This is a genomic window from Streptomyces sp. NPDC001157 (assembly GCF_053598255.1).
Genome location: NZ_JBSFJW010000011.1, coordinates 101,798 through 122,997 on the forward strand (window position 1 = coordinate 101,798; position 21,200 = coordinate 122,997).

Sequence of the window (21,200 nt, forward strand, 5' to 3'; positions counted from 1 at the left end):
CTGAATCGTGGAGAACCTGATTGCGCTGCTGGTGGCGGCGCCACTGCTCGGAGCAGCCGTACTGCTGTGCGGCGGCCGGCGGCTCGACGCCGTCGGCCACTGGATCGGCACGGTCCTCGCCGGCGCCTCCTTCGTCATCGGCGTCGTCCTCTTCGCCGACCTGCTCGGGAAGAACGCCGAACACCGGACCCTGATCCAGCACCTGTACACCTGGGTCCCGGTCGAGAGCTTCCAGGCGGACGTCACCTTCCGCCTCGACCAGCTGTCGATGACGTTCGTCCTGCTGATCACCGGCGTCGGCTCGCTGATCCACCTGTACTCGGTCGGGTACATGGAGCACGACGAGCGCCGCCGGCGTTTCTTCGGCTATCTGAACCTGTTCCTCGCGGCGATGCTGCTGCTCGTCCTCGCCGACAACTACCTGCTGCTGTACGTCGGTTGGGAGGGCGTCGGCCTCGCCTCCTACCTGCTGATCGGCTTCTGGCAGCACAAGCCCAGCGCGGCGACCGCGGCGAAGAAGGCCTTCCTGGTCAACCGCGTCGGCGACATGGGCCTGTCCATCGCCATCATGCTGATGTTCACGACGTTCGGGACCTTCGCCTTCGGGCCGGTCCTCAGCCACACCGGGGACACCGGCGAGGGCAGGCTCACCGCCATCGGCCTGATGCTCCTGCTCGCCGCCTGCGGCAAGTCCGCCCAGGTGCCGCTGCAGTCCTGGCTCGGGGACGCGATGGAGGGCCCGACCCCGGTCTCGGCCCTCATCCACGCCGCGACCATGGTGACCGCGGGCGTCTACCTCATCGTCCGCTCCGGAGCGATCTTCAACGCCGCGCCCGACGCGCAGCTGGCGGTCACCGTGGTCGGTGCCGTCACGCTCCTGTTCGGTGCGATCGTCGGTTGCGCGAAGGACGACATCAAGAAGGCGCTGGCCGGCTCGACCATGTCGCAGATCGGCTACATGGTGCTGGCGGCGGGCCTCGGCCCCATCGGCTACGTCTTCGCGATCATGCACCTGGTGACGCACGGCTTCTTCAAGGCCGGGCTCTTCCTCGGCGCCGGATCGGTCATGCACGGCATGAACGACGAGGTCGACATGAGGAAGTACGGCGGCCTGCGCAAGTACATGCCGGTCACCTTCATCACCTTCGGCCTCGGCTACCTCGCCATCATCGGCTTCCCGGGTCTGTCCGGCTTCTTCTCCAAGGACAAGATCATCGAGGCGGCCTTCGCGAAGGGCGGCACCGAGGGCTGGATCCTCGGCGGCGCGGCCCTGCTGGGCGCGGCCATCACCGCCTTCTACATGACGCGCGTGATGCTGATGACGTTCTTCGGCGAGGAGCGCTGGCGCAACCAGCCCACCCGCTCCCCGGAGGCGCCCAGCGCGGAGCCCGCCGCCGAGCAGCACGGCGAACACGCGGAACCGCACCCGCACGAGTCCCCGAAGGTCATGACGATCCCCATGATCGTGCTGGCCGTCGGCTCGGTCTTCGGCGGCGCGTTCTTCAGCATCGGTGACCGCTTCCTGCACTGGCTGGAGCCGGTCACCGGCCACAGCGAGGGCAACTCCCCGCTCAGCGCGGCGGCGGTCACCGGCGGGACGATGGTCTGCCTGCTCATCGGCGTCGGCATCGCGTACGCCATGTACGGGCGTCGCCCGGTCCCGTCCGTCGCCCCCCGCGGATCGCTGCTCACCCGGGCCGCCCGGCGCGACCTGCTGCAGGACGACTTCAACCACGTCGTCCTGGTCCGCGGCGGCGAACACCTCACACGCTCCTTGGTGTACGTCGACCACACCCTGGTCGACGGCGTCGTCAACGGCACGGCGGCCTCGGTCGGCGGCCTGTCCGGGCGCATGCGCAAGCTGCAGAACGGCTTCGCGCGGTCGTACGCGGTCTCGATGTTCGGCGGTGCGGCGGTCCTCATCGCCGCGACCCTGCTGATGAGGGCGGTCTGATACCGATGTCCTTTCCTCTGCTGACAGCGACGGCGGTGCTCCCGGCAGTCGGGGCCATCGCCACGGCCGCCGTACCGGCCGCGCAGCGCACCGCAGCCAAATGGCTGGCGCTGCTCGTCTCGCTCGCCACACTCGCCCTCGCGGTCACGATCCTGGTCCGCTTCGACCCGGACGGCGACCGCTACCAGCTCACCGAATCCCACGCCTGGATCAAGGACTTCGGAGTCAGGTACGAGCTGGGCGTCGACGGCATCGCGGTGGCGCTGATCGCGCTGACCGCCCTGCTGATCCCGTTCATCATCCTCGCGGGCTGGCACGACGCCGACCCGCTGGAGACCGGAAGCAAGCGGTGGCGGCCGACGCAGGGCTTCTTCGCCCTGATCCTCGGCGTCGAAGCGATGGTGATCATCTCCTTCGAGGCCACCGACGTCTTCCTCTTCTACATCTTCTTCGAAGCCATGCTGATCCCGATGTACTTCCTCATCGGCGGCTTCGGGGACCGTGCCCACGAGCACGGCGAGGAAGCGGCGTCGACGCAACGGTCGTACGCAGCCGTCAAGTTCCTCCTCTACAACCTGGTCGGCGGTCTGATCATGCTGGCCGCCGTGATCGGGCTGTACGTGGTGGCCGGGAACTTCAGCCTCCAGGAGATCGCGCAGGCCCGCGCGAGCGGCTCGCTCCACATGGCGACCGACACCGAACGCTGGCTGTTCCTCGGCTTCTTCTTCGCCTTCGCGGTGAAGGCGCCGCTGTGGCCCCTGCACACCTGGCTGCCCAACGCCATGCAGGAGGCCACCGCCCCGGTCGCCGTCCTCATCACCGCGGTCGTCGACAAGGTCGGCACCTTCGCGATGCTCCGCTTCTGCCTCCAGCTGTTCCCGGAGGCCTCGAAGTGGGCGACGCCCGCCATCCTCGTCCTCGCCCTGATCAGCATCATCTACGGGGCGCTGCTCGCCGTCGGGCAGCGGGACATCAAGCGGCTGGTCGCCTACGCGTCGATCTCGCACTTCGGGTTCATCATCCTGGGCATCTTCGCGATGACCAGCCAGGGCCAGTCCGGAGCGACCCTCTACATGGTCAACCACGGCATCTCCACCGCCGCGCTGATGCTGGTCGCGGGCTTCCTGATCTCCCGGCGCGGGTCGCGGCTCATCGCCGACTACGGCGGTGTGCAGAAGGTCGCCCCGGTGCTCGCCGGCACCTTCCTGGTCGGCGGCCTGGCGACCCTGTCGCTGCCTGGTCTCGCGCCGTTCGTGAGTGAGTTCCTGGTCCTGGTCGGCACGTTCACGCGCTACCCGGCGATCGGGATCATCGCCACCTTCGGCATCGTGCTCGCCGCGCTCTACACCCTCGTCCTCTACCAGCGGACGATGACCGGCCCGGTGAAACAGGAGGTCTCCGCGATGCCGGACCTCAGGGCACGCGAACTCGTGGTCGTCGCCCCCCTGATCGTGTTGCTGATCTTCCTGGGCGTCTACCCGAAGCCGGTCACCGACATCGTCAACCCGGCGGTGAAGTCGACCTTGTCCGACGTACACAAGAAGGACCCCAAGCCTGAGGTGGAGGCGGTGGCCAAGTGAGCGCAGCAGCCGTCCACAGCCTGTGGACAACGGCGGCAACCGCGGCCGATCCGATCTCGAAGATCCCCGCGCCGAAGATCGAATACGGGCAATTGTCGCCCACCTTGATCGTTGTGGGCGCGGCGATCGTCGGAGTGCTGATCGAGGCCTTCGTGCCGCGCAAGTCCCGTTACTACGCCCAGGTGTTCGTGTCCGCCATCGCGCTCTGCGCCGCCTTCGCGGCGGTCGTCGGACTCGCGGCAGACGGATACGGCACCACCAAGGCGCACATCGCGGCGATGGGCGCGATCGCGGTCGACGGACCGTCCCTGTTCCTGCAGGGCACGATCCTGCTCGCCGGACTGGTCGGCCTGTTCACCTTCGCCGAGCGCCGCCTGGACCCGGAGGCGCACGGCAACCGCGTCGACTCGTTCGCCGCGCAGGCCGCGTCCGTGCCCGGCAGTGACAGCGAAAAGGCGGCCGTGAAGGCCGGGTTCACCACCACCGAGGTGTTCCCGCTGCTGCTCTTCGCGATCTCCGGCATGCTGGTCTTCCCGTCGGCCAACGACCTGCTGACCCTGTTCGTGGCCCTGGAAGTCTTCTCGCTGCCGCTGTACCTGCTGTGCGCCCTGGCCCGCCGCAAGCGGCTCATGTCGCAGGAAGCCGCCGTCAAGTACTTCCTGCTCGGCGCGTTCGCCTCCGCGTTCACACTGTTCGGTATCGCCCTGCTCTACGGCTACGCGGGTTCCGTGTCGTACGCGACGATCGCGCATGTCGTCGACGGTTCGGTCACGACCGTCGACCCGGTGCTCGCCAACACGATGGGCAACGACGCGCTGCTGCTCGTCGGCGGCGCGATGATCGTCATGGGGCTGCTGTTCAAGGTCGGCGCCGTCCCGTTCCACATGTGGACGCCGGATGTCTACCAGGGCGCACCCACGCCGGTGACCGGGTTCATGGCGGCGGCAACGAAGGTGGCCGCGTTCGGTGCGCTGCTCCGGCTGCTCTACGTCGTGCTGCCCGGCCTGCGCTGGGACTGGCGGCCGGTCATGTGGGCCGTCGCGATCGTCACCATGCTCGGCGGCGCGATCGTCGCGATCACGCAGACCGACATCAAGCGACTGCTGGCGTACTCCTCGATCGCACACGCCGGATTCATCCTTGCGGGTGTCATCGCCACGTCGAAGGACGGCGTCTCCTCCGTCCTCTTCTACCTGGGTGCCTACTCCTTCGTGACCATCGGCGCCTTCGCGGTGGTGACACTGGTGCGCGACGCGGGGGGCGAGGCGACGCACCTGTCCAAGTGGGCCGGGCTCGGCCGGCGTTCACCGCTGGTGGCGGCCGTGTTCGCGGTGTTCCTGCTGGCCTTCGCCGGCATTCCGCTGACCTCCGGCTTCGCCGGGAAGTTCGCCGTGTTCAAGGCGGCGGCGGAGGGCGGGGCGGCCCCGCTGGTCGTGGTCGGTGTGATCTCGTCCGCGGTCGCGGCCTTCTTCTACATCCGGGTGATCGTGCTGATGTTCTTCAGCGAGCCACGGCCCGAGGGCCCGACGGTCGCCGTGCCGTCGCCGCTGACGATGACCGCGATCGGGCTCGGCGTCGTGGTCACGCTGGTGCTCGGTGTGGCACCGCAGTACTTCCTGGACCTGGCGAGCCAGGCAGGAGTCTTCGTGCGCTGACCTGCACGAACCTGCGTTGCATGGAGGTGGGCCCCGGTTCTCGGAAGGGAACCGGGGCCCACTGTCGTGCGGAATGCGGATACGGGGCTGTGGATAACTCCTGAGCTGTCAGTGCGGGCCCCTATCGTGGAGGCAGTGGTCGAGGGACGACGTACGGGGGACGGAACTATGGGTGGGATGGGCGGGATCAGCGAGATGTCAGGGGTGATCGAGAGCGAGGCGCTGGCCACGCTGCACCGTGTCTTCGGCTACGAGGCCTTCCGCGGCGAGCAGGAGGCCGTCATCGAGCATGTGGTGGCCGGCGGCGACGCCGTTGTCCTCATGCCGACCGGCGGCGGCAAGTCGCTGTGCTACCAGATCCCCGCCCTGGTCAGACCCGGTACGGGCATCGTGATCTCACCCCTCATCGCGCTGATGCAGGACCAGGTGGACGCGCTGCGGGCGCTCGGCGTGCGCGCCGGGTTCATGAACTCCACGCAGGACTTCGACGAGCGCAGGATCGTCGAGGCCGAGTACTTGGCAGGCGAGCTGGACCTGCTCTATCTCGCACCGGAGCGGCTGCGGCTCGACTCGACGCTGGACCTCCTCTCCCGCGGCAAGATCGCGGTCTTCGCGATCGACGAGGCGCACTGCGTGTCCCAGTGGGGCCACGACTTCCGCCCCGACTATCTCGCCCTCTTCCTCCTCGGCGAGCGCTGGCCCGACGTCCCACGGATCGCGCTCACGGCCACGGCCACACACGCCACGCACCAGGAGATCACCCAGCGGCTGCACATGCCGACGGCCCGGCACTTCGTCGCGAGCTTCGACAGGCCCAACATCCAGTACCGGATCGTGCCCAAGGCCGACCCCAAGAAGCAGCTGCTGGGCTTTCTGCGTCAGGAGCACGAGGGGGACGCGGGCATCGTGTACTGCCTGTCCCGCAAGTCGGTGGAGTCGACGGCGGAGTTCCTGTCGCGCAACGGCATCGAGGCGGTGCCGTACCACGCGGGCCTGGACGCGGGCACGCGCGCGGCACACCAGTCCCGGTTCCTGCGGGAGGAGGGCCTGGTCGTGGTCGCGACCATCGCCTTCGGCATGGGCATCGACAAGCCGGACGTCCGGTTCGTCGCGCACCTCGACCTGCCGAAGTCGGTCGAGGGCTATTACCAGGAGACGGGACGCGCCGGTCGGGACGGGCTGCCGTCGACGGCATGGATGGCGTACGGCCTCAACGACGTCATACAGCAGCGCAAACTGATCCAGTCCGGCGAGGGCGACGAGGCGTTCCGGCGCCGGGCCGCCGCCCACCTGGACTCGATGCTGGCGCTGTGCGAGACCGCCCGGTGCCGGCGCGGCCAGCTGCTCGCCTACTTCGGCCAGGACCCGGATCCCGCGGGCTGCGGCAACTGCGACACCTGCCTGATCCCACCGGAGACCTGGGACGGCACGGTCGCGGCGCAGAAGGTGCTGTCGACGGTGGTGCGGCTGCAGCGGGAGCGGGGGCAGAAGTTCGGTGCCGTCCAGATCGTCGACATCCTGCTCGGCAAGCGCACAGCCAAGGTGATCCAGTTCGACCACGACCAGCTGTCCGTGTTCGGCATCGGCGAGGAGCTCGACGAGGGCGAATGGCGGGGCGTCGTACGGCAGTTGCTGGCGCAGGGGCTGCTCGCGGTCGAAGGGGAGTACGGCACGCTGGTGCTGACCGAGGCCAGCGGCTCGGTGCTCCGGCGCGAACGGGAGGTACCGCTGCGCAAGGAGCCCAAGAAGCCGGCGCCCGCGCGCTCGGCATCTGGTTCCTCCAGCAAGGGCGAGCGCAAGGCCAAGACCGCGGCGGCCGAGCTTCCCGAGGAACTGCAGCCCGCGTTCGAGGCACTGCGCGCCTGGCGTGCCGAGCAGGCCCGGGAACAGGGCGTCCCGGCGTACGTCATCTTCCACGACGCCACGCTCCGGGAGATCGCCACCGCCTGGCCGACGTCGGTGACGCAGCTCGGCGGCATCAGCGGGGTCGGCGAGAAGAAGCTGGCGACATACGGGGAGGGCGTGCTCGAGGTGCTGTCCTCCCTGGCCACCACGACCGAGGACAGCCCCACCGGGGACGCTCCGACCGCCGACGACCGGGCCCCGGCCGCCGTGACCGACGACTGGCCGGAGCCGGACGAGGAGCCGGAGCCCGACTGGATATAGGCGCCGCAGGCGTCACAGCCCCCGCGCCGCGTACGCCCTGACGTCCGCGTCCGGGTCCGACGTGACGGTGGCGAGGGCCGCCCGGGCCTCCGCTGTGCCGTTGTGCCGGGTCAGGGCGAGCACCGCCGCCTTGCGCACGTCCGCGTTGGGGTCGGCGAGCGCCTTGGCGAGGGCGGGCACTGCCGTGTCGGCGGGCGCGGCGGACAGGGCGGTGGCGGCACCGGCGCGGACCTGCCACGCCGGGTCGGCCAGCGCGGCCACGGCGCGCGCGGCGAGCGGGGCCGGGCAGCCGACGGTGGCCAGCGCGCCGAGCGCTGCACCGCGGACCAGGGGGTCACTGTCCTCGGTGAGCCGGACCAGGGTGCCGGTGAGCCGCTCCCGGCCGCTCGCGGCAAGGGCCTCGGGGCTGACGGCGGCGAGCGCCTTGGCCACGGTGACGCGGACCTCGCGCGAGGCGTCGTCCGCCGCACCGGACAGCGGTTCGACCGCGTCGACCGAGACGAGCGCGCGCACGGCTTCGATACGGACGGCGATGTCGGGATCGTCCAGCGCCCCGGTGAACACGCCGACGTTCCCCAGGCGCAGGGCGCGCAGTACGTCGAGGGCGGCGGCGCGGACCACTGGGTCGGCCCCGGCGACCGCAGCGGTGAGTGCGGCACCCAGGTCGGGTTCGGGCGGGAGGGTCTCGACCAGCTCGCGCAGCGAGGCCGCGGCGGCCGCACGCACGTCAGCGTCGGGGTCGCCGAGGGCGCCGGCCAGGGCCTGCCCGGTGCCGGGCGGCACCGTCTCGGTGAGGACCGAGACCGCAGTGCGCCGCACGGCGGCGTCGAGGTCGGTCAAGTAGGGCTCGATCGCGGCGAGTTCCGGTTGCTCCTCGGCCAGCTCCAGCAGCTCCAGGAGCCGCGGCGAGGCGGTCTCGCCCGAGCCGTGGCCCACGGGCCTGTCGGCAGGTGCGGAGGTCGGTCCCGTGGCGACCGGCGCCACATCCCGCGACCCGGCGGTCGCCACGCCCTCGGCGTGGACCTCGCCGATGTGCCGTGAGGGGCCGCCCACCGGCGTGAACTCGTCGACGGGAACCAGATACGGAGCCACGGGACGGGCCGTGAACTCCATCGAACCGGAGGGGGACTTGTGCAGGTCGAGGTGGTGGAACCAGGAGGCGTCGTCGCGCCGGGGGTGGTCGATGCGGTCGTGGTAGAGCCCCCAGCGCGACTCCGTGCGGGCCAGGGAGGCCCGGGCGGCCATTTCCGCGCAGTCGCGGATGAAGGAGACCTCGGCGCAGCGCATCAGTTCGTGCGGGGTGCGCGCACCCATCGCCGCGATGTCGTCGTGCATCCGCTCGAAGGCCTCCAGGGCCAGGGACAGGCGGGCGCCGGACTTCGGCGGGGCCACGTAGTCGTTCACGAAGCGGCGCAGTTTGTACTCGACCTGGGGTTGCGGCGGGCCGTCCGGGTTGCGCAGCGGGCGGTAGATCAGTTCGTGCGCCTCGCGGAGCTGGTCGGCGGGCAACTCGCCTTCGTACGGCGTGTACTGGGAGGCGTCCGCGCCCGCGAGGTCGCCGAAGACGAACGCGCCGATCATGTAGTTGTGCGGCACGCAGGCCAGGTCGCCGGCGGCGTACAGACGGGGCACGGTCGTGCGGGCGTGGTCGTCGACCCGTACGCCCGAGGCCGAATGGCCGCCGCACAGGCCGATCTCGGAGATGTGCATCTCGACGTCGTGGGTGCGGTAGTCGTGGCCCCGGCCGGCATGAAAGGTCCCCCGCGTGGGCCGCTCCGTCGAGTGCAGGATCGACTCCAGGGCGGAGATCGATTCCTCCGGGAGGTGGCTCAGCTTCAGGTACACGGGGCCCCGGTCGCTCGCGATCTCCGCCGCGAACTCGGCCATCATCTGGCCGGACCAGTAGTCGGAGTCGACGAAGCGTTCGCCGTGCCGGTTGACCTGGTAGCCGCCGAAGGGGTTGGCGACGTAGGCGCAGGCCGGGCCGTTGTAGTCCTTGATCAGCGGGTTGATCTGGAAGCACTCGATGCCGGTGAGCTCGGCGCCCGCGTGGTAGGCCATGGCGTAACCGTCACCGGCGTTGGTCGGGTTCTCGTAGGTGCCGTACAGGTAGCCGGAGGCCGGGAGGCCCAGCCGGCCGCACGCGCCGGTCGCCAGGATCACCGCGCCCGCGCGCACCACCACGAACGCGCCGGTGCGCGTGTTGAAACCGACCGCCCCCACCGCGCGCCCTTCGGCGGTGAGCACGCGCACCGGCATCACCCGGTTCTCGATGCGGATCCTCTCCCGCATCTCGCGCCGCCGCAGCTGCCGGTAGAGCACCTTCTTGACGTCCTTGCCCTCCGGCATCGGCAGGACGTAGGAGCCGGAGCGGTGGACCTGGCGGACCGCGTACTCGCCGTGCTCGTCCTTCTCGAACTTCACGCCGTACGACTCCAGGCGCTGCACCATGCCGAAGCCGCGGGTGGCGGTCTGGCGGACGGTGGACTGGTCGACGATGCCGTCGTTGGCGCGGGTGATCTCGGCGACGTAGTCGTCGGGCTCGGCGCGGCCGGGGATGACCGCGTTGTTGACGCCGTCCATGCCCATGGCGAGCGCGCCGGAGTGGCGGACGTGGGCCTTCTCCAGCAGGAGGACGTTCGCGCCGTGCTCGGCGGCGGTCAGCGCGGCCATGGTGCCGGCGGTGCCACCGCCGACGACGAGGACGTCGCAGCGGATCTCCTCTGCGTCGGTGAGGGCGGGGATCTCCAGGGGCGTGTTCAAGGACGGGGTGGTCACCGGGGGGCCTTTCAGGTACCGAGCGAGGTGAGGACGTCGCGCCGCAGCGCCACACGCCCGGGATCGTCGTGTGCCGTACGGTCGCGCGGGCACGGCACATCGCGTACGGCGGTCAGCCGGCCGTTGCCGAGGAGGGCCACGCGGTCGCCGAGGAAGAGGGCTTCGTCCACGTCGTGGGTGACGAAGACGACCGTCGCGCCCGTGCCGCGCAGCACCTCCACCAGCAGGTCCTGCATGCCGGCGCGGGTCTGGGCGTCGAGGGCGCCGAAGGGTTCGTCCATGAGGACGGCGCGGGGTGCGCCCGCCAGCGCGCGGGCCAGCTGGGCGCGCTGGCGTTGGCCGCCGGAGACGCGGTGCGGCAGCTGCCGGGACTGTTCTCCGAGGCCGACGCGCTCCAGCCAGTCCTCCGCCTGGCGTCGGCGCTCCGCACGGGGCAGTCCCTTGATGGCGAGGGGCAGTTCGACGTTCCCGCGCAGGGTGCGCCAGGGCAGGAGGGCGTCCTCCTGGAAGATCAGGGCGCGGTCGGCGGCGGGGCCGGTCAGCGGCTGTCCGTCCTGGCCGACGTCTCCGGCGAGGGGTGCGAGCAGTCCGGCCAGGGTGCGCAGCAGGGTCGACTTGCCGCAGCCGGAGGGGCCGACGAGGGTGAGGATCTCGCCGGGGGCCACGTCGAGGTCGACTCCCTCCAGCACGGGCGCGCCGGGCCGTCCGAGTGTGGCGTCCCGCAGCGCCAGCCCCGCACCGGTGCGGGAGGGCGAGCGGAGGTCAGACGAGCTGGTCATGGGTCGCCTCCTCCTTGGCGGTGGGGCTCACCGGCGCGGGGGCGGCGGCACCGCGCGCCGGACGGGGAGTCCGTGCGCCGGGGATGTACGACGTGCGCGGCAGCCAGCGGGTCAGGCGGCGGCCGAGGAGTTCCACGGCAGTGGACGTGACCCAGCCGAGTACGCCGATCGTGATCATGCCGACGAAGACTCCCGCGTAGTCGACGACGGTGTAGTCCTGCCAGGTGCGGTATCCGACGCCGTACTGGCCGGAGATCATCTCGGCGGAGATCACACAGATCCACGAGACGCCGATGCCGACCGACAGCCCGCCGAAGATGCCGGGCAGTGCGCCGGGCAGGACGACCGAGCCGAGGATCCGCCACCGGCCGCCGCCCATGGTGAGGACCGCTTCCTCCCACACCGGGGTCAGGGCGCGGACCGCATGGCGGGTGGAGACCAGGACGGGGAAGAAGGCGGCGGTGCAGGTGATGAAGACGATGCCCTGTTCGTTGGAGGGGAAGAGCAGGATCGCGACGGGGACCAGGGCGATCGCCGGGATCGGGCGGACGACCTCCAGCACCGGCCCGAGCAGGTCCTCGGCGAGGCGGGAGCGCGCCACGAGCACGCCCGTCGCCACGCCGAGCACGGCGGCGAGGAGGAAGCCGGTGAGGATGCGGGTGACGCTGTCGGTGAGGTCCGTCCAGTAGTCGGGCCCGGCCAGCCGGTCGGCGAAGGTGCGGGCCACGTCGGTGGCGGTCGGGAACTGGGAGAAGCGCAGCCAGAGGTCGACCTTCAGGCCGGCCAGCAGTTGCCAGGCGCCGAGGGCGGCCGCCAGCGAGGCGAGCCGCAGGGCGAACCGGCTCGCGCGTCGCGGACGGCGAGGCGTGAACCGGCTCTCCGGGCGCGGCGTCTGCCGGGTCATGACGACCGCCCCAGCGCCTCGGTGTACGTGATGACACGGGCGCCCCTGTGGGCATCGACGTACGCCTTGGCGGTGGCCGGTGCGACGAAGGGGACGAGCCGGCTGCCGTCGGCCACCCAGACAGCCTTGTCGGCGAACCAGAGGGTGCCGGTGGTGGCGTCGGGGACGTAGGCGGCGCGGATGCCGTCCTTGTGCTTCTTCACGTAACTCAGCAGCTCGGCGGGCGACTTGAAGGAGACGGTCTTCTCGGCGCCCTTGGGCCACACCTCGCTCGCGGAGGCCGGCGGCGTCGCGGCGAGCCGCTGGGCGTAGTCCGCTCCGAGGGACTTCTTCACGTACTGGTCGTCGACGAAGGAGTCCACGTCGATGTCCCCGGTCAGCTTGGCCGCCTTCAGGACCGAGACGTCCTTCTTCAGCGCGGAGATCAGCTGCGGCTTGACCGCCGGGTCGAAGGTGGAGATCCCGTGGGCGCCGTTGTAGAGGTAAACGACCTCGGCGGGCAGTCCGGTGGCCTTGGCGACCGACTCGGCGGCGGCGACCGGGTGGGCGTTCAGATAGTCGGTGGCCTCCGACTGGGCCTTGAGGAAGGCCTCCAGCACGGCCGGCCGCTGCTTGGCGAAGTCCTCGCGGGCGGTGACGCCGTGGAAGGTGGGGAGGTTCAGCCGGCCGCCGTCGTACAGGGCCTTCGCCTTGCCCTGGAAGGCGAGCAGGCCGGGCCAGGCGACGAACTGCGACAGGGCGTCCGCGCTGCCTGCCGACAGGGCCGAAGCGCCGACCGCGGGCTGCTGGTTGAGCTTCTGGATGCCCTTGTCGGGGTCGATGCCGGCGCGCTGCAGGGCTCGTACGAGGGTGCCGTCGGCGGCGGAGCCGACGCTCGTGGAGACCTTCCTGCCCTTCAGATCGGTGAGGGTGGCGAGCTTCGAATCCGGGGAGGTGACGATCGTGTTGAGGCCGCCGCGCAGGTTGTAACCGGTGACGGAGACCAGGTGGGTCGGCTTGCCGAGCTGTCTGCCGCGGGCCGCGTTGATGAGGAGCGGGAAGTCGCCCATCGATCCGATGTCGATCTTCCCGGCGGTCATCTGGGCGGTGATGGGGGCGCCCGTGGCGTAGTCCTGCCAGTCGACCCGGTAGTGCTTGCCGTCGCCCAGCGAGTTCAGCTCCTTCTCGAAGTAGCCGAGGAAGCGCAGGAGGGTGCCCGCGGTGACCGTGTTGATGGTCTTCGACTGGTAGCCGACGGTGACGGTGACCGTGGAGCCGTCGCTTCCGGCGGCCGCGTTGCCGCCGCAGGCCGTGAGCGGGAGGAGAAGGAGGGCGGCTGCGGCAACTGCTTTGTGCTTCATGGGAGTCAGGGGCCTTTCACCGGAGCAGATAGGGCATGTTGACCGTCACGGCTCCGGTGGGACAGCGGGCCGCGCACGGGCCGCAGTACCAGCACTCGTCGACGTGCATATAGGCCTTGCCGCTGCTCTCGTCGATGGCGAGGGAGTCCAGCGGGCACATGTCCACGCAGAGGGTGCAGCCGTCGATGCACTTCGACTCGTCGATGGTCACGGGCACGTCGGCCCGCTGGGGTGCCAAAGGCATGGCTGTCTCCAGGAAACGGGTCTGAAAGGGGGCGGGGAGAGGTCAGAGGGAGCGGTGCAGCAGACCGCTCATGGTGATGCGGTCGCCGCGGAAGCGGATGAACTCCAGGTCGACCGGGCGGCCGTCGGCGAGGTGGGTGAGCCGTTCCAGCATGAGGACGGCCCCGCCGCGCGGGGCTTCGAGTACGGCCGCGGCGTGGGCGTCCGCGTTGACCGCCTCCAGGGTGATCTCGGCGTGCCCGAGACGCCGGCCGGTGATCGTCTCCAGGAGGCGGAAGACGTCGGTGTTCTCCAGGTCGGCGCCGAGCAGTGCGGTGCCGATGTCGAGCGGGATGTAGGTGAGGTCGAGGGAGAGGGGGAGGCCGTTCAGCCGGCGCAGGCGTTCGATGTAGAGGACGTCGTCGCCGGCGGGGACGCGGAGGCGTTCGGCGACCGGGGCGGGTGCGGGGGCGGGGCCCATGGTGCGGACCTCGTTGGTGACGCGGCCGTGCTCGTGGAGGGTCTCCGCGAGACCCATCAGACGGTCGAGGCCGTGCGGGTACTTCTCGGCGACGACCACGGTGCCCACACCGGGGAGCCGTTCCACGAGGCCTTCGGCCCTGAGCAGGTCCAGAGCCTGGCGGACGGTGTTGCGGGTGGCGCGGTACTCCGTGGCGAGGGTCGTCTCGTGGGGGAGTGCGCCGTCCGGGAAGCCGCCGGCCAGGAGCTGGTGGCGGAGCAGGTCGGCGAGCTGCCTGGCCTGATCGGCGCGCAGCCGACGCCGCGCACGGTGGGCGGCGACGGTGGTCGCGCCCTGTCCGGCGTGGTCTCGGATGCGGTCGGCGGGAGGCATGCTTCGAACCATAGCGAGCTGGTCGGGAATGCAGTGTTGCAGCAGTGTTGCGCCACTTGCCAGGGCGTCAGTGAGGCCGCTGACCTGGGAGTACGTTCACTCTCAAGCAAGATCTGCCACGACGTACCAGCCCGTGGGGCGTTTGAGGACGAGGCCGTCCAGGGCGAAGCGGGGGTCTGCGGGCGGCAGCCCCCAGGACAGGGTCACCCCAGCGCCGTCAACCCCGGCGCGAACGCGATCAGCAGCGGCAGCAACGGCACCAGCGCCGCCACCGTCGTCGTCAGCGCGCGGTGCCGGCGCCCCAGCCGCGGCGGCGGTTCGAGGAGGCGGTCCACGCGTTCGCCGAGGAGGCGGTGGCTGGAGGCGCAGGACAGGACGCCGCGGTGCTGGTTCAGCTCGATCAGGGCGAGCGCGGTGGTCAGATGCCCGCAGCGGCGGGACGCCGTGTCGTCAGCGGCCAGCTCCACCAGCCGGTGGGTCTGCTCGCAGAAGTGCGCGAACAGCGGGATGCGGGGAAAGCCGGTGGCCAGCGCGCTCGACAGGTGCAGCAGCCAGTCGTGGTGGGCGCGGGCGTGGTCGCGCTCATGGGTCAGGACGGCGTCGAGCTGGTGGTCGGTGAGACGGTGCAGCGCGCCCGTCGTGACGACCAGCTGGGGCGGGTGGCCGGGCATCCACCAGGCGTCCGGGTACTCGTCCTCCAGCACCAGTAGCGGGCCGCGCGCCGCGCCCTCCAGTCCGGCGGGCAGCTCGGGGGCGCGTTCGCGCAGGTGCGCCCGGGTCTGTCCGCGGCGGCGGCGCGCCTCGACGAGTTCACGGGCGAGCATCGCCGTCGTCCAGGCGGCGCCGCAGGCCAGCAGCAGGGTGAGGGCCGCGGACCAGGCGGGCGCGGCGGTCAGGTCGTAGGCGGCGGTCACGGCCGGCGGCGCCGGCGCGAAGACATGGTCGCGGAAGGTGTGGAAGACGGCGGCCGCGCCCAGCACGAGCGCCGTCAGACAGCACAGCAGGACGGTGGCGACCAGGCACTGCCACACCCACAGCGCGACCACGGGCTCCCGCTCGGGCCACGCCGACCGCACCAGCGCACGCGGAACCGGCACGGCGGCCATCACGGCGACGATGCTCAGCAGGAGCAGACAGACGGTCATGCCACGGTCTCCGGATCCTGGTCGGAGGAAGGGGCGGGGCGGTGGGGTGGTGCGGCTCGGCGCACAAGACGCCCGCCGCCAGTATGACGGCGAACGGCGCCGGAGTCAGGGGACGACGGCCATCCCGTACGACACACCTCGTACATCTCGCACGGCTCGTACGACCACCCGCACGACCCGTACAGCCGCCGTCACGCCCCGCAACTTCCGCTCACTCCACCGGGCTTGCCACGATCCGGCCGCTCACCTCGCCGAGGCCCACGCGGGTTCCACCCGGTCCGGGCGCCCACGCCGACAACGTCACCACGTCCCCGTCCTCCAGGAACGTCCGCTTGCCCTCGGGAAGTTCCAGCGGATCCCGCCCGTTCCAGGTCAGTTCGAGCAGCGACCCGCGCTGGGCGGGCTCAGGACCGCTGACCGTGCCCGATCCGTACAGGTCGCCGGTCCGCAGGGAGGCGCCGTTCACCGTCATATGGGCCAGCTGCTGTGCGGCCGTCCAGTACATGGTGGAGAACGGCGGCTCGGAGACGACGGAGCCGTTGATCGCGACGGAGATCCGCAGGTCGTACCCGCCGGGCTCGTGGCCTGAGTCGGCTGAGTCGTCCAGATACGGCAGCAGCGCATGGGTCCGCTCCGGCGGTGCCACCCGCGCGTCCTCCAGTGCGTCCAGCGGGGTGATCCACGCCGACACCGACGTCGCGAAGGACTTGCCGAGGAACGGGCCGAGGGGCACGTACTCCCAGGCCTGGATGTCACGCGCGGACCAGTCGTTGAGCAGGCACAGCCCGAAGACGTGATCCCGGAAGTCGCCGAGCGCCACCGGCCGCCCCTGCTGCGAGGGCACACCCACCACGAAACCGACCTCGGCCTCGATGTCGAGGCGCACGGACGGCCCGAAGACGGGCGCCGCATCGGCGGGGGCCTTGCGCTGCCCGGACGGCCGTACGACGTCCGTGCCCGACACCACGACCGTGCCGGACCGCCCGTGGTAACCGATCGGGAGGTGCTTCCAGTTCGGCGTCAGCGAGTCGGCGGCGTCCGGGCGGAAGATCTGGCCGACATTCCGGGCGTGGTTCTCCGAGGCGTAGAAGTCGACGTAGTCCGCGACCTCGAAGGGAAGGTGGAGCGTCACCGACGCCAGCGGATGCAGGAAGGCCCCGACCGCCTCCTGGTGCGCCGGCACCGTCACCCACGCCGTCAGCGCGCGCCGCACGTCCGACCAGGTGGTGCGGCCCGCGGCGAGCAGCGGGTTCAGCGAGGGCTGCGCGAGCAGGGAGGCGTACGGCGAGCTGAGGGCCCGCGCCGCCGCGCCCGCGTCGAGGACATGGTCGCCGAGCCGGACGCCGACGGTCCGCTCCGTCGAGCCGGCAGGGGTGAAGACGCCGTACGGAAGGTTGTGCGGACCGAAGGGGTCGCCCTCGGGGACATCGAAGGGGGGCATGGGGTGCTGCCTCGCTCTCACTGTGTCGCGGACCGTCTGTCGTGTGCCACCTGCGCGAACCGTTATATGGCCGCTGTGTGGCCGCGCCACACGTTACGGCCGGGTTGCCAGTCCTGGGCAGTGTCTAAAGAGTTTGCAATGTCCGAATTGGGCTTGTCGGACGTGGCAATTCCGGCTTAGCGTCCTTTGGGGGACACGGACGGGGTGGGTCCGGTCCGTAGGGGGGACGCGTGGGGGGACCCGTGGCCAGCAGCACCAGCAGTGTGCCTTTCACGGCCGATCGTGAAGTGCCCGGCCTGATCGTCAAGTTCGGCGACTACCCGCTGCACCACGGCGGTGTCGGTGCGATACGCAGCCTGGGCCGCCTCGGTGTGCCGATGTATGCGATAACCGAGGACCGTTACACGCCCGCCGCCTCCTCCCGTTACCTGAGAAAAGCCTTCGTCTGGCCGACCACCGGCACGGAGGAGCCCGCCCGTCTGGTGGAGGGCCTGCTGCGCATCGGGCGCCGCATCGGCCGCCCCACCGTCCTCGTCCCCACCGACGAGGAGGCCGCCGTCCTGATCGCCGAGCACCAGGACGAACTCGCCGGCCGCTTCCTGTTCCCGCGGGTCGAGCCCCTCCTGCCCCGCCGTCTCGCGAGCAAGCAGGGTCTGCACGAACTGTGCGTGGAACACGGCATCCCGAGCCCTACGGCCGCCTTCCCGCAGTCGTACGACGACATCGTCACGTTCGCCGAGAAGGCCCGCTTCCCGGTGGTGGCGAAGAACCGCGAGGCGTTCGTACGGCGCAAACGGCCGGCGGTGAACGGCACCACGCGGATCTCCACCCCCGAGGGTTTGCTCCGCCTCGCCCGAGACTGGGGCGAGTGCCCCGGGGTGATCCTCCAGGAGTACCTGCCGAGGGAGGACGCCGAGGACTGGATCGTGCACGCCTACTTCGACCAGGACTCGACCCCGCTCGCCATGTTCACCGGCGTGAAGGTGCGCTCCTGGCCGCCGCACGCCGGGATGACGGCGAACGCGTACGTCGTCGACAACCCGGAACTCGCGGACATCGCCGCGCGTTTCATCAAACAGATCGGCTTCACCGGCGTCATCGACCTCGACCTGCGCTTCGACCGGCGCGACGGACAGTACAAACTCCTCGACTTCAACCCACGCATGGGCGCCCAGTTCCGGCTCTTCGAGAACGAGTCGGGGGTGGACGTCGTCCGCGCCATGCATCTGGACCTGACCGGCCGCACCGTCCCGGAGGGGGAACAGCGCGCCGGCCACCGGTACATCGTGGAGAACATCGACCTGCCCGCCCTGCTCGCCTACCGCCGCAGCGGCTATACGACGCCGCACGCACCGGCGCGCGCGAGCGGGACGGAACTGGCGTGGCTCGCGGGTGACGACCCGCTGCCGTTCCTCACGATGCTCGCGCGTTTCGTGCGGCCGGGCGCGAAGCATCTGTATCAGCTGTGGCGGACCAACCGCCGCGGCAGCACCACCAGTTAGGGCGGTCAGCCGACCGGTCAGCCGCCCGAGACGAACCACACGAAGTGACGAAGTAAACGTCCTGGGGAGGGACTTCGTGATTCAACCGGTTGCAGTCATCGGCGCCGGGCCCTTCGGCCTGTCGACCGCCGCCCATCTCCGAGCACGTGGACTGCCGGTCCGCGTCTTCGGCGAGCCCATGGTCAGCTGGCGCGACCACATGCCCGCCGGAATGCTCCTCAAGTCGACCCCCGCCGCCTCCAGCCTGGACGCGCCGCAGCAGGGTCACACGCTCGCCGACTACTGCGACGCCGCCGGCATCAGGCGGCTGGTGACGGACGAGGACATCATCCCCGTCGAGACTTTCATCGCCTACGGCGAGTGGTTCCAGCAGAAGCTCGTGCCCGAACTGGAGCAGGTGCGAGTGGTATCGGTGGACCGGCACAAGGGCGGCGGCTTCGAACTGAAGCTGGACTCCGGCGAGTTGTTCACCGCCCGCGCGGTCGTCGTGGCGACCGGCCTGTCCGGCCTCGCGCACCTGCCGACCGAACTGGCCATTGCCGCGGCGGACGGACCCACCCCCACGGGCCCGGTCTCCCACAGCTCCCAGCAGCACGACCTCACGCGCTACGCCGGCAAGGAGCTGATCGTGATCGGCGCCGGCCAGTCCGCGCTGGAGACGGCGGCGCTGGCGGCGGAGGCGGGCGCACAGGTGCGGGTGGTCTCCCGCGGCCGCGGCCGGGTCGCCTTCGGCGCACCGCCGTGGAAGCAGCCGAAGCTGCGGCCCGAGTCGCCCTTCGGCCGCGCCTGGTCCCTGTGGGCCCTCAGCTACTACCCGCACCCCTACCGCTACCTGCCGGCCGAGGCCCGCCACTACCTGGTGCGTCGCGTCCTCGGCCCGCTCGGCGCGTGGTGGCTGCGGGACCGATTCGAGGGGAAGGTGCAGGTCAGCGAGGTCGACCGGATCGTGCGGGCGGACGCGGCCGACGGCAGCCCGAAGCTGACGGTCCGCACCCACGCGGGCCGCATCCAGGACATGTCCGCGGACCATGTCATCGCGGCCACCGGATACCGGGTGGACATCGCGGCCATGGACTTCCTCGGCCACGAACTGCGCACGCGCCTCGCGGTGAGCCGCGGCACACCCAAACTGGGTGCGGGATACGTCTCCTCGGTCCCCGGCCTGTACTTCACCGGCCTGCCGGCCGCGGCATCGTACGGCCCGGTGATGCGCTTCGTGTGCGGCACCGAGTTCGCCTCTCCGAGGCTGGCCGGACACCTGGCGGCAGCGCACGGGTAGGCCCGGCCGGCGGGCTCGGTCCGGTGGTGAAGAGCCCATAAGGATAGGGGAGTTGAAGAAGGGACGGGAGTGCGCTCCGCCGTCGTCCGGTTCGCGATGAGTCGGTGGGGCGTCCTGTCCGTATTCTCTGATCATGGCCACGCACAACGCATATGCACTCATCGCCACCGACCTGGACGGCACGCTGCTCCGAGGCGACGACACGCTCTCCGACCGGTCACTCGCCGCGCTCGCGCGGGTGGCCGGGGCCGGCGCCCGGCACCTGGTCGTGACGGGCCGGCCGGCCCCCAGGGTGCGGCCGCTCTTCGACCAACTGGGCAGCGGGGGGCTCGCGGTGTGCGGGCAGGGCGCGCAGGTGTACGACGTGGGCGCGGACCGTCTGCTGTGGTCCGTCACCCTGGACCGGGAGCTGGCTGAGACCGCCCTCGGCAAGATCGAGGCGGAGGTGGGCCAGGTGTACGCGGCGGTCGACCAGGACGGTGTGGAGGGACTCACGCTCATCGAACCCGGCTATCTGATGCCGCATCCGACGCTGCCGGCCGTCCGGGTCGACCGGCGCGACGACCTGTGGTGCGAACCCATCAGCAAGGTGCTGCTGCGCCATCCCGACCTGTCCGACGACGAGTTGGCGGCGACGGCGCGCTCGGTGGTGGGTTCCCTGGCCACCGTCACCATGTCGGGGCCGGGGACCGTCGAACTCCAGCCATGCGGCATCACCAAGGCGACGGGCCTCGCACTGGCCGCCGCCCACCTGGGACTCGGTCCGCAGCAGACGATCGCCTTCGGCGACATGCCCAACGACATCCCGATGTTCGACTGGGCCGCCCACGGCGTCGCCATGGCAAACGCCCACCCCGAACTCAAGGCGGTGGCCGACGAGATCACCCTCTCGAACGAGGACGACGGCATCGCCGTCGTCCTCGAGCGACTGTTCTTCGAGTTCGGGGAACTCGATGAGCTCCATGAGCTCGGGGAGCTGGAGGAGCTCTGAGCGGCCTCAGCGAAGTCCGCTACGGTCCGGCAGCGCGCCCCTTTTAGGGGCGCGGGGAACGGCGCGACCAGCCACGAAGGCGCCGCAGCCAACGAACGGCCAATAGCGGCACTCCCACGGAGGGCTCAGTACGCACCGAACACGTTGTCGATCGACCCGTACCGCGCGGCCGCGTACTTGCAGGCGGCCGTGATGTTCGCGATCGGGTCGAAGGGGTTCATCGCCGTGCCGGGCACGTGGTAGGCGAGGAACGTCGGGTCGATGACCTGCAGCAGGCCCTTGGACGGGGTGCCGGCGACCGCGTTCGAGTCCCAGTTGTTGATCGCGGCCGGGTCGCCCGAGGACTCGCGGATGATGTTGCGGTAAATGCCGTTGTACGTCCCGGGGATGCCGTTCTGCTTCATGACCTGGAGGGCGCCCCGGATCCAGCCGTCGAGGTTGTCGGCGTAGCCCATCGACTTCACGCTGGCCACGGTCGGGGTGGCCGCGGACGCGGTGTTCGCCCCGATGAGCGGGAGGGCGAGAACGGCGGCGCCCGTACCGGTGACGGCGAGCTTGCGGGCGAGGCGGTTGTTTCTGGGGCGGCGGTGCTGACCTGTTGCAGACATGGC

Annotated in this window: 16 protein-coding genes; 7 read left to right on the top strand and 9 right to left on the bottom strand. The window is 70.7% G+C overall.

Annotation, left to right across the window (positions count from 1 at the left end):
- Nucleotides 1-7 precede the first annotated feature (7 nt).
- The 4 genes from nuoL (at nt 8) to recQ (ending at nt 7,355) form a co-directional block, all read left to right on the top strand.
- The gene (nuoL, locus tag ACWDAG_RS21280) at nt 8-1,954 is read left to right on the top strand and encodes an NADH-quinone oxidoreductase subunit L (protein WP_450697148.1); all 1,947 of its coding nucleotides are present in this window, start codon (nt 8-10) and stop codon (nt 1,952-1,954) included.
- 5 nt (nt 1,955-1,959) lie between these two features.
- Nucleotides 1,960-3,534 carry an NADH-quinone oxidoreductase subunit M gene (locus ACWDAG_RS21285; RefSeq protein ID WP_450697149.1) on the top strand — a complete coding sequence of 525 codons (1,575 nt, stop codon included), beginning with the start codon at nt 1,960-1,962 and terminating at the stop codon, nt 3,532-3,534.
- A complete protein-coding gene (gene nuoN, locus ACWDAG_RS21290) occupies nt 3,531-5,189 on the top strand; it encodes an NADH-quinone oxidoreductase subunit NuoN (RefSeq protein WP_450697150.1) in 1,659 nt (552 codons plus the stop codon). Before ACWDAG_RS21285 ends, nuoN begins: the two co-directional genes overlap by 4 nt.
- A 168-nt stretch (nt 5,190-5,357) precedes the next feature.
- On the top strand, nt 5,358-7,355 hold the full coding sequence (recQ, locus tag ACWDAG_RS21295) for a DNA helicase RecQ (protein ID WP_450697151.1): 1,998 nt from the start codon (nt 5,358-5,360) through the stop codon (nt 7,353-7,355).
- Between the two features lie 12 nt (nt 7,356-7,367).
- Here the strand turns inward: recQ and ACWDAG_RS21300 are convergent, their stop codons facing one another.
- The 8 genes from ACWDAG_RS21300 to fahA form a co-directional block, all read right to left on the bottom strand.
- Nucleotides 7,368-10,133, bottom strand: coding sequence for a fumarate reductase/succinate dehydrogenase flavoprotein subunit (locus ACWDAG_RS21300; protein WP_450697152.1), 2,766 nt, complete (start codon nt 10,131-10,133; stop codon nt 7,368-7,370).
- A gap of 11 nt (nt 10,134-10,144) precedes the next feature.
- Complete coding sequence (locus ACWDAG_RS21305; protein WP_450697153.1) at nt 10,145-10,912, bottom strand: ABC transporter ATP-binding protein; 768 nt, start codon at nt 10,910-10,912, stop codon at nt 10,145-10,147.
- Nucleotides 10,896-11,816 (bottom strand): ABC transporter permease, encoded by a 921-nt coding sequence (locus tag ACWDAG_RS21310; RefSeq protein ID WP_450697154.1) that lies wholly within the window; start codon nt 11,814-11,816, stop codon nt 10,896-10,898. The genes ACWDAG_RS21305 and ACWDAG_RS21310 overlap by 17 nt, the downstream gene beginning before the upstream one ends.
- Nucleotides 11,813-13,156: an ABC transporter substrate-binding protein gene (locus tag ACWDAG_RS21315; protein ID WP_450697155.1), complete on the bottom strand. Its 1,344-nt coding sequence runs from the start codon at nt 13,154-13,156 to the stop codon at nt 11,813-11,815. The genes ACWDAG_RS21310 and ACWDAG_RS21315 overlap by 4 nt, the downstream gene beginning before the upstream one ends.
- A gap of 16 nt (nt 13,157-13,172) precedes the next feature.
- Nucleotides 13,173-13,400 (bottom strand): 4Fe-4S dicluster domain-containing protein, encoded by a 228-nt coding sequence (locus tag ACWDAG_RS21320; protein WP_030347217.1) that lies wholly within the window; start codon nt 13,398-13,400, stop codon nt 13,173-13,175.
- 42 nt (nt 13,401-13,442) lie between these two features.
- The gene (locus ACWDAG_RS21325; RefSeq protein WP_450697156.1) at nt 13,443-14,231 is read right to left on the bottom strand and encodes a GntR family transcriptional regulator; all 789 of its coding nucleotides are present in this window, start codon (nt 14,229-14,231) and stop codon (nt 13,443-13,445) included.
- 203 nt (nt 14,232-14,434) lie between these two features.
- On the bottom strand, nt 14,435-15,376 hold the full coding sequence (locus tag ACWDAG_RS21330; protein ID WP_450697157.1) for a M56 family metallopeptidase: 942 nt from the start codon (nt 15,374-15,376) through the stop codon (nt 14,435-14,437).
- Nucleotides 15,377-15,587: 211 nt separating this feature from the next.
- Nucleotides 15,588-16,817 (bottom strand): fumarylacetoacetase, encoded by a 1,230-nt coding sequence (fahA, locus tag ACWDAG_RS21335; RefSeq protein ID WP_450697158.1) that lies wholly within the window; start codon nt 16,815-16,817, stop codon nt 15,588-15,590.
- Between the two features lie 242 nt (nt 16,818-17,059).
- Between fahA and ACWDAG_RS21340 the strand changes: the two genes are divergently transcribed.
- The 3 genes from ACWDAG_RS21340 to ACWDAG_RS21350 all read left to right on the top strand — a co-directional run bounded on the left by ACWDAG_RS21340 (nt 17,060) and on the right by ACWDAG_RS21350 (nt 20,589).
- Nucleotides 17,060-18,319 (top strand): carboxylate--amine ligase, encoded by a 1,260-nt coding sequence (locus ACWDAG_RS21340; RefSeq protein WP_450697159.1) that lies wholly within the window; start codon nt 17,060-17,062, stop codon nt 18,317-18,319.
- 76 nt (nt 18,320-18,395) lie between these two features.
- Nucleotides 18,396-19,598, top strand: coding sequence for an NAD(P)-binding domain-containing protein (locus tag ACWDAG_RS21345; protein WP_450697160.1), 1,203 nt, complete (start codon nt 18,396-18,398; stop codon nt 19,596-19,598).
- A gap of 133 nt (nt 19,599-19,731) precedes the next feature.
- Nucleotides 19,732-20,589: an HAD family hydrolase gene (locus ACWDAG_RS21350; RefSeq protein WP_450697161.1), complete on the top strand. Its 858-nt coding sequence runs from the start codon at nt 19,732-19,734 to the stop codon at nt 20,587-20,589.
- A 125-nt stretch (nt 20,590-20,714) separates the two neighbouring features.
- On the opposite strand, the gene ACWDAG_RS21355 is transcribed toward ACWDAG_RS21350, so the two are convergent.
- The gene (locus ACWDAG_RS21355) at nt 20,715-21,197 is read right to left on the bottom strand and encodes a transglycosylase SLT domain-containing protein (RefSeq protein ID WP_450697162.1); all 483 of its coding nucleotides are present in this window, start codon (nt 21,195-21,197) and stop codon (nt 20,715-20,717) included.
- Nucleotides 21,198-21,200: the final 3 nt, after the last annotated feature.

Bases quoted from the DNA above. Each gene is read 5' to 3' on its own strand.
- ACWDAG_RS21355 (WP_450697162.1), bottom strand. From the start codon at position 21,197: ATGTCTGCAACAGGTCAGCACCGCCGCCCCAGAAACAACCGCCTCGCC.
- ACWDAG_RS21310 (WP_450697154.1), bottom strand. From the start codon at position 11,816: ATGACCCGGCAGACGCCGCGCCCGGAGAGCCGGTTCACGCCTCGCCGT.
- ACWDAG_RS21320 (WP_030347217.1), bottom strand. From the start codon at position 13,400: ATGCCTTTGGCACCCCAGCGGGCCGACGTGCCCGTGACCATCGACGAG.
- fahA (WP_450697158.1), bottom strand. From the start codon at position 16,817: ATGCCCCCCTTCGATGTCCCCGAGGGCGACCCCTTCGGTCCGCACAAC.
- ACWDAG_RS21315 (WP_450697155.1), bottom strand. From the start codon at position 13,156: ATGAAGCACAAAGCAGTTGCCGCAGCCGCCCTCCTTCTCCTCCCGCTC.
- ACWDAG_RS21325 (WP_450697156.1), bottom strand. From the start codon at position 14,231: ATGCCTCCCGCCGACCGCATCCGAGACCACGCCGGACAGGGCGCGACC.
- ACWDAG_RS21350 (WP_450697161.1), top strand. From the start codon at position 19,732: ATGGCCACGCACAACGCATATGCACTCATCGCCACCGACCTGGACGGC.
- ACWDAG_RS21330 (WP_450697157.1), bottom strand. From the start codon at position 15,376: ATGACCGTCTGTCTGCTCCTGCTGAGCATCGTCGCCGTGATGGCCGCC.
- ACWDAG_RS21305 (WP_450697153.1), bottom strand. From the start codon at position 10,912: ATGACCAGCTCGTCTGACCTCCGCTCGCCCTCCCGCACCGGTGCGGGG.
- recQ (WP_450697151.1), top strand. From the start codon at position 5,358: ATGGGTGGGATGGGCGGGATCAGCGAGATGTCAGGGGTGATCGAGAGC.
- ACWDAG_RS21285 (WP_450697149.1), top strand. From the start codon at position 1,960: ATGTCCTTTCCTCTGCTGACAGCGACGGCGGTGCTCCCGGCAGTCGGG.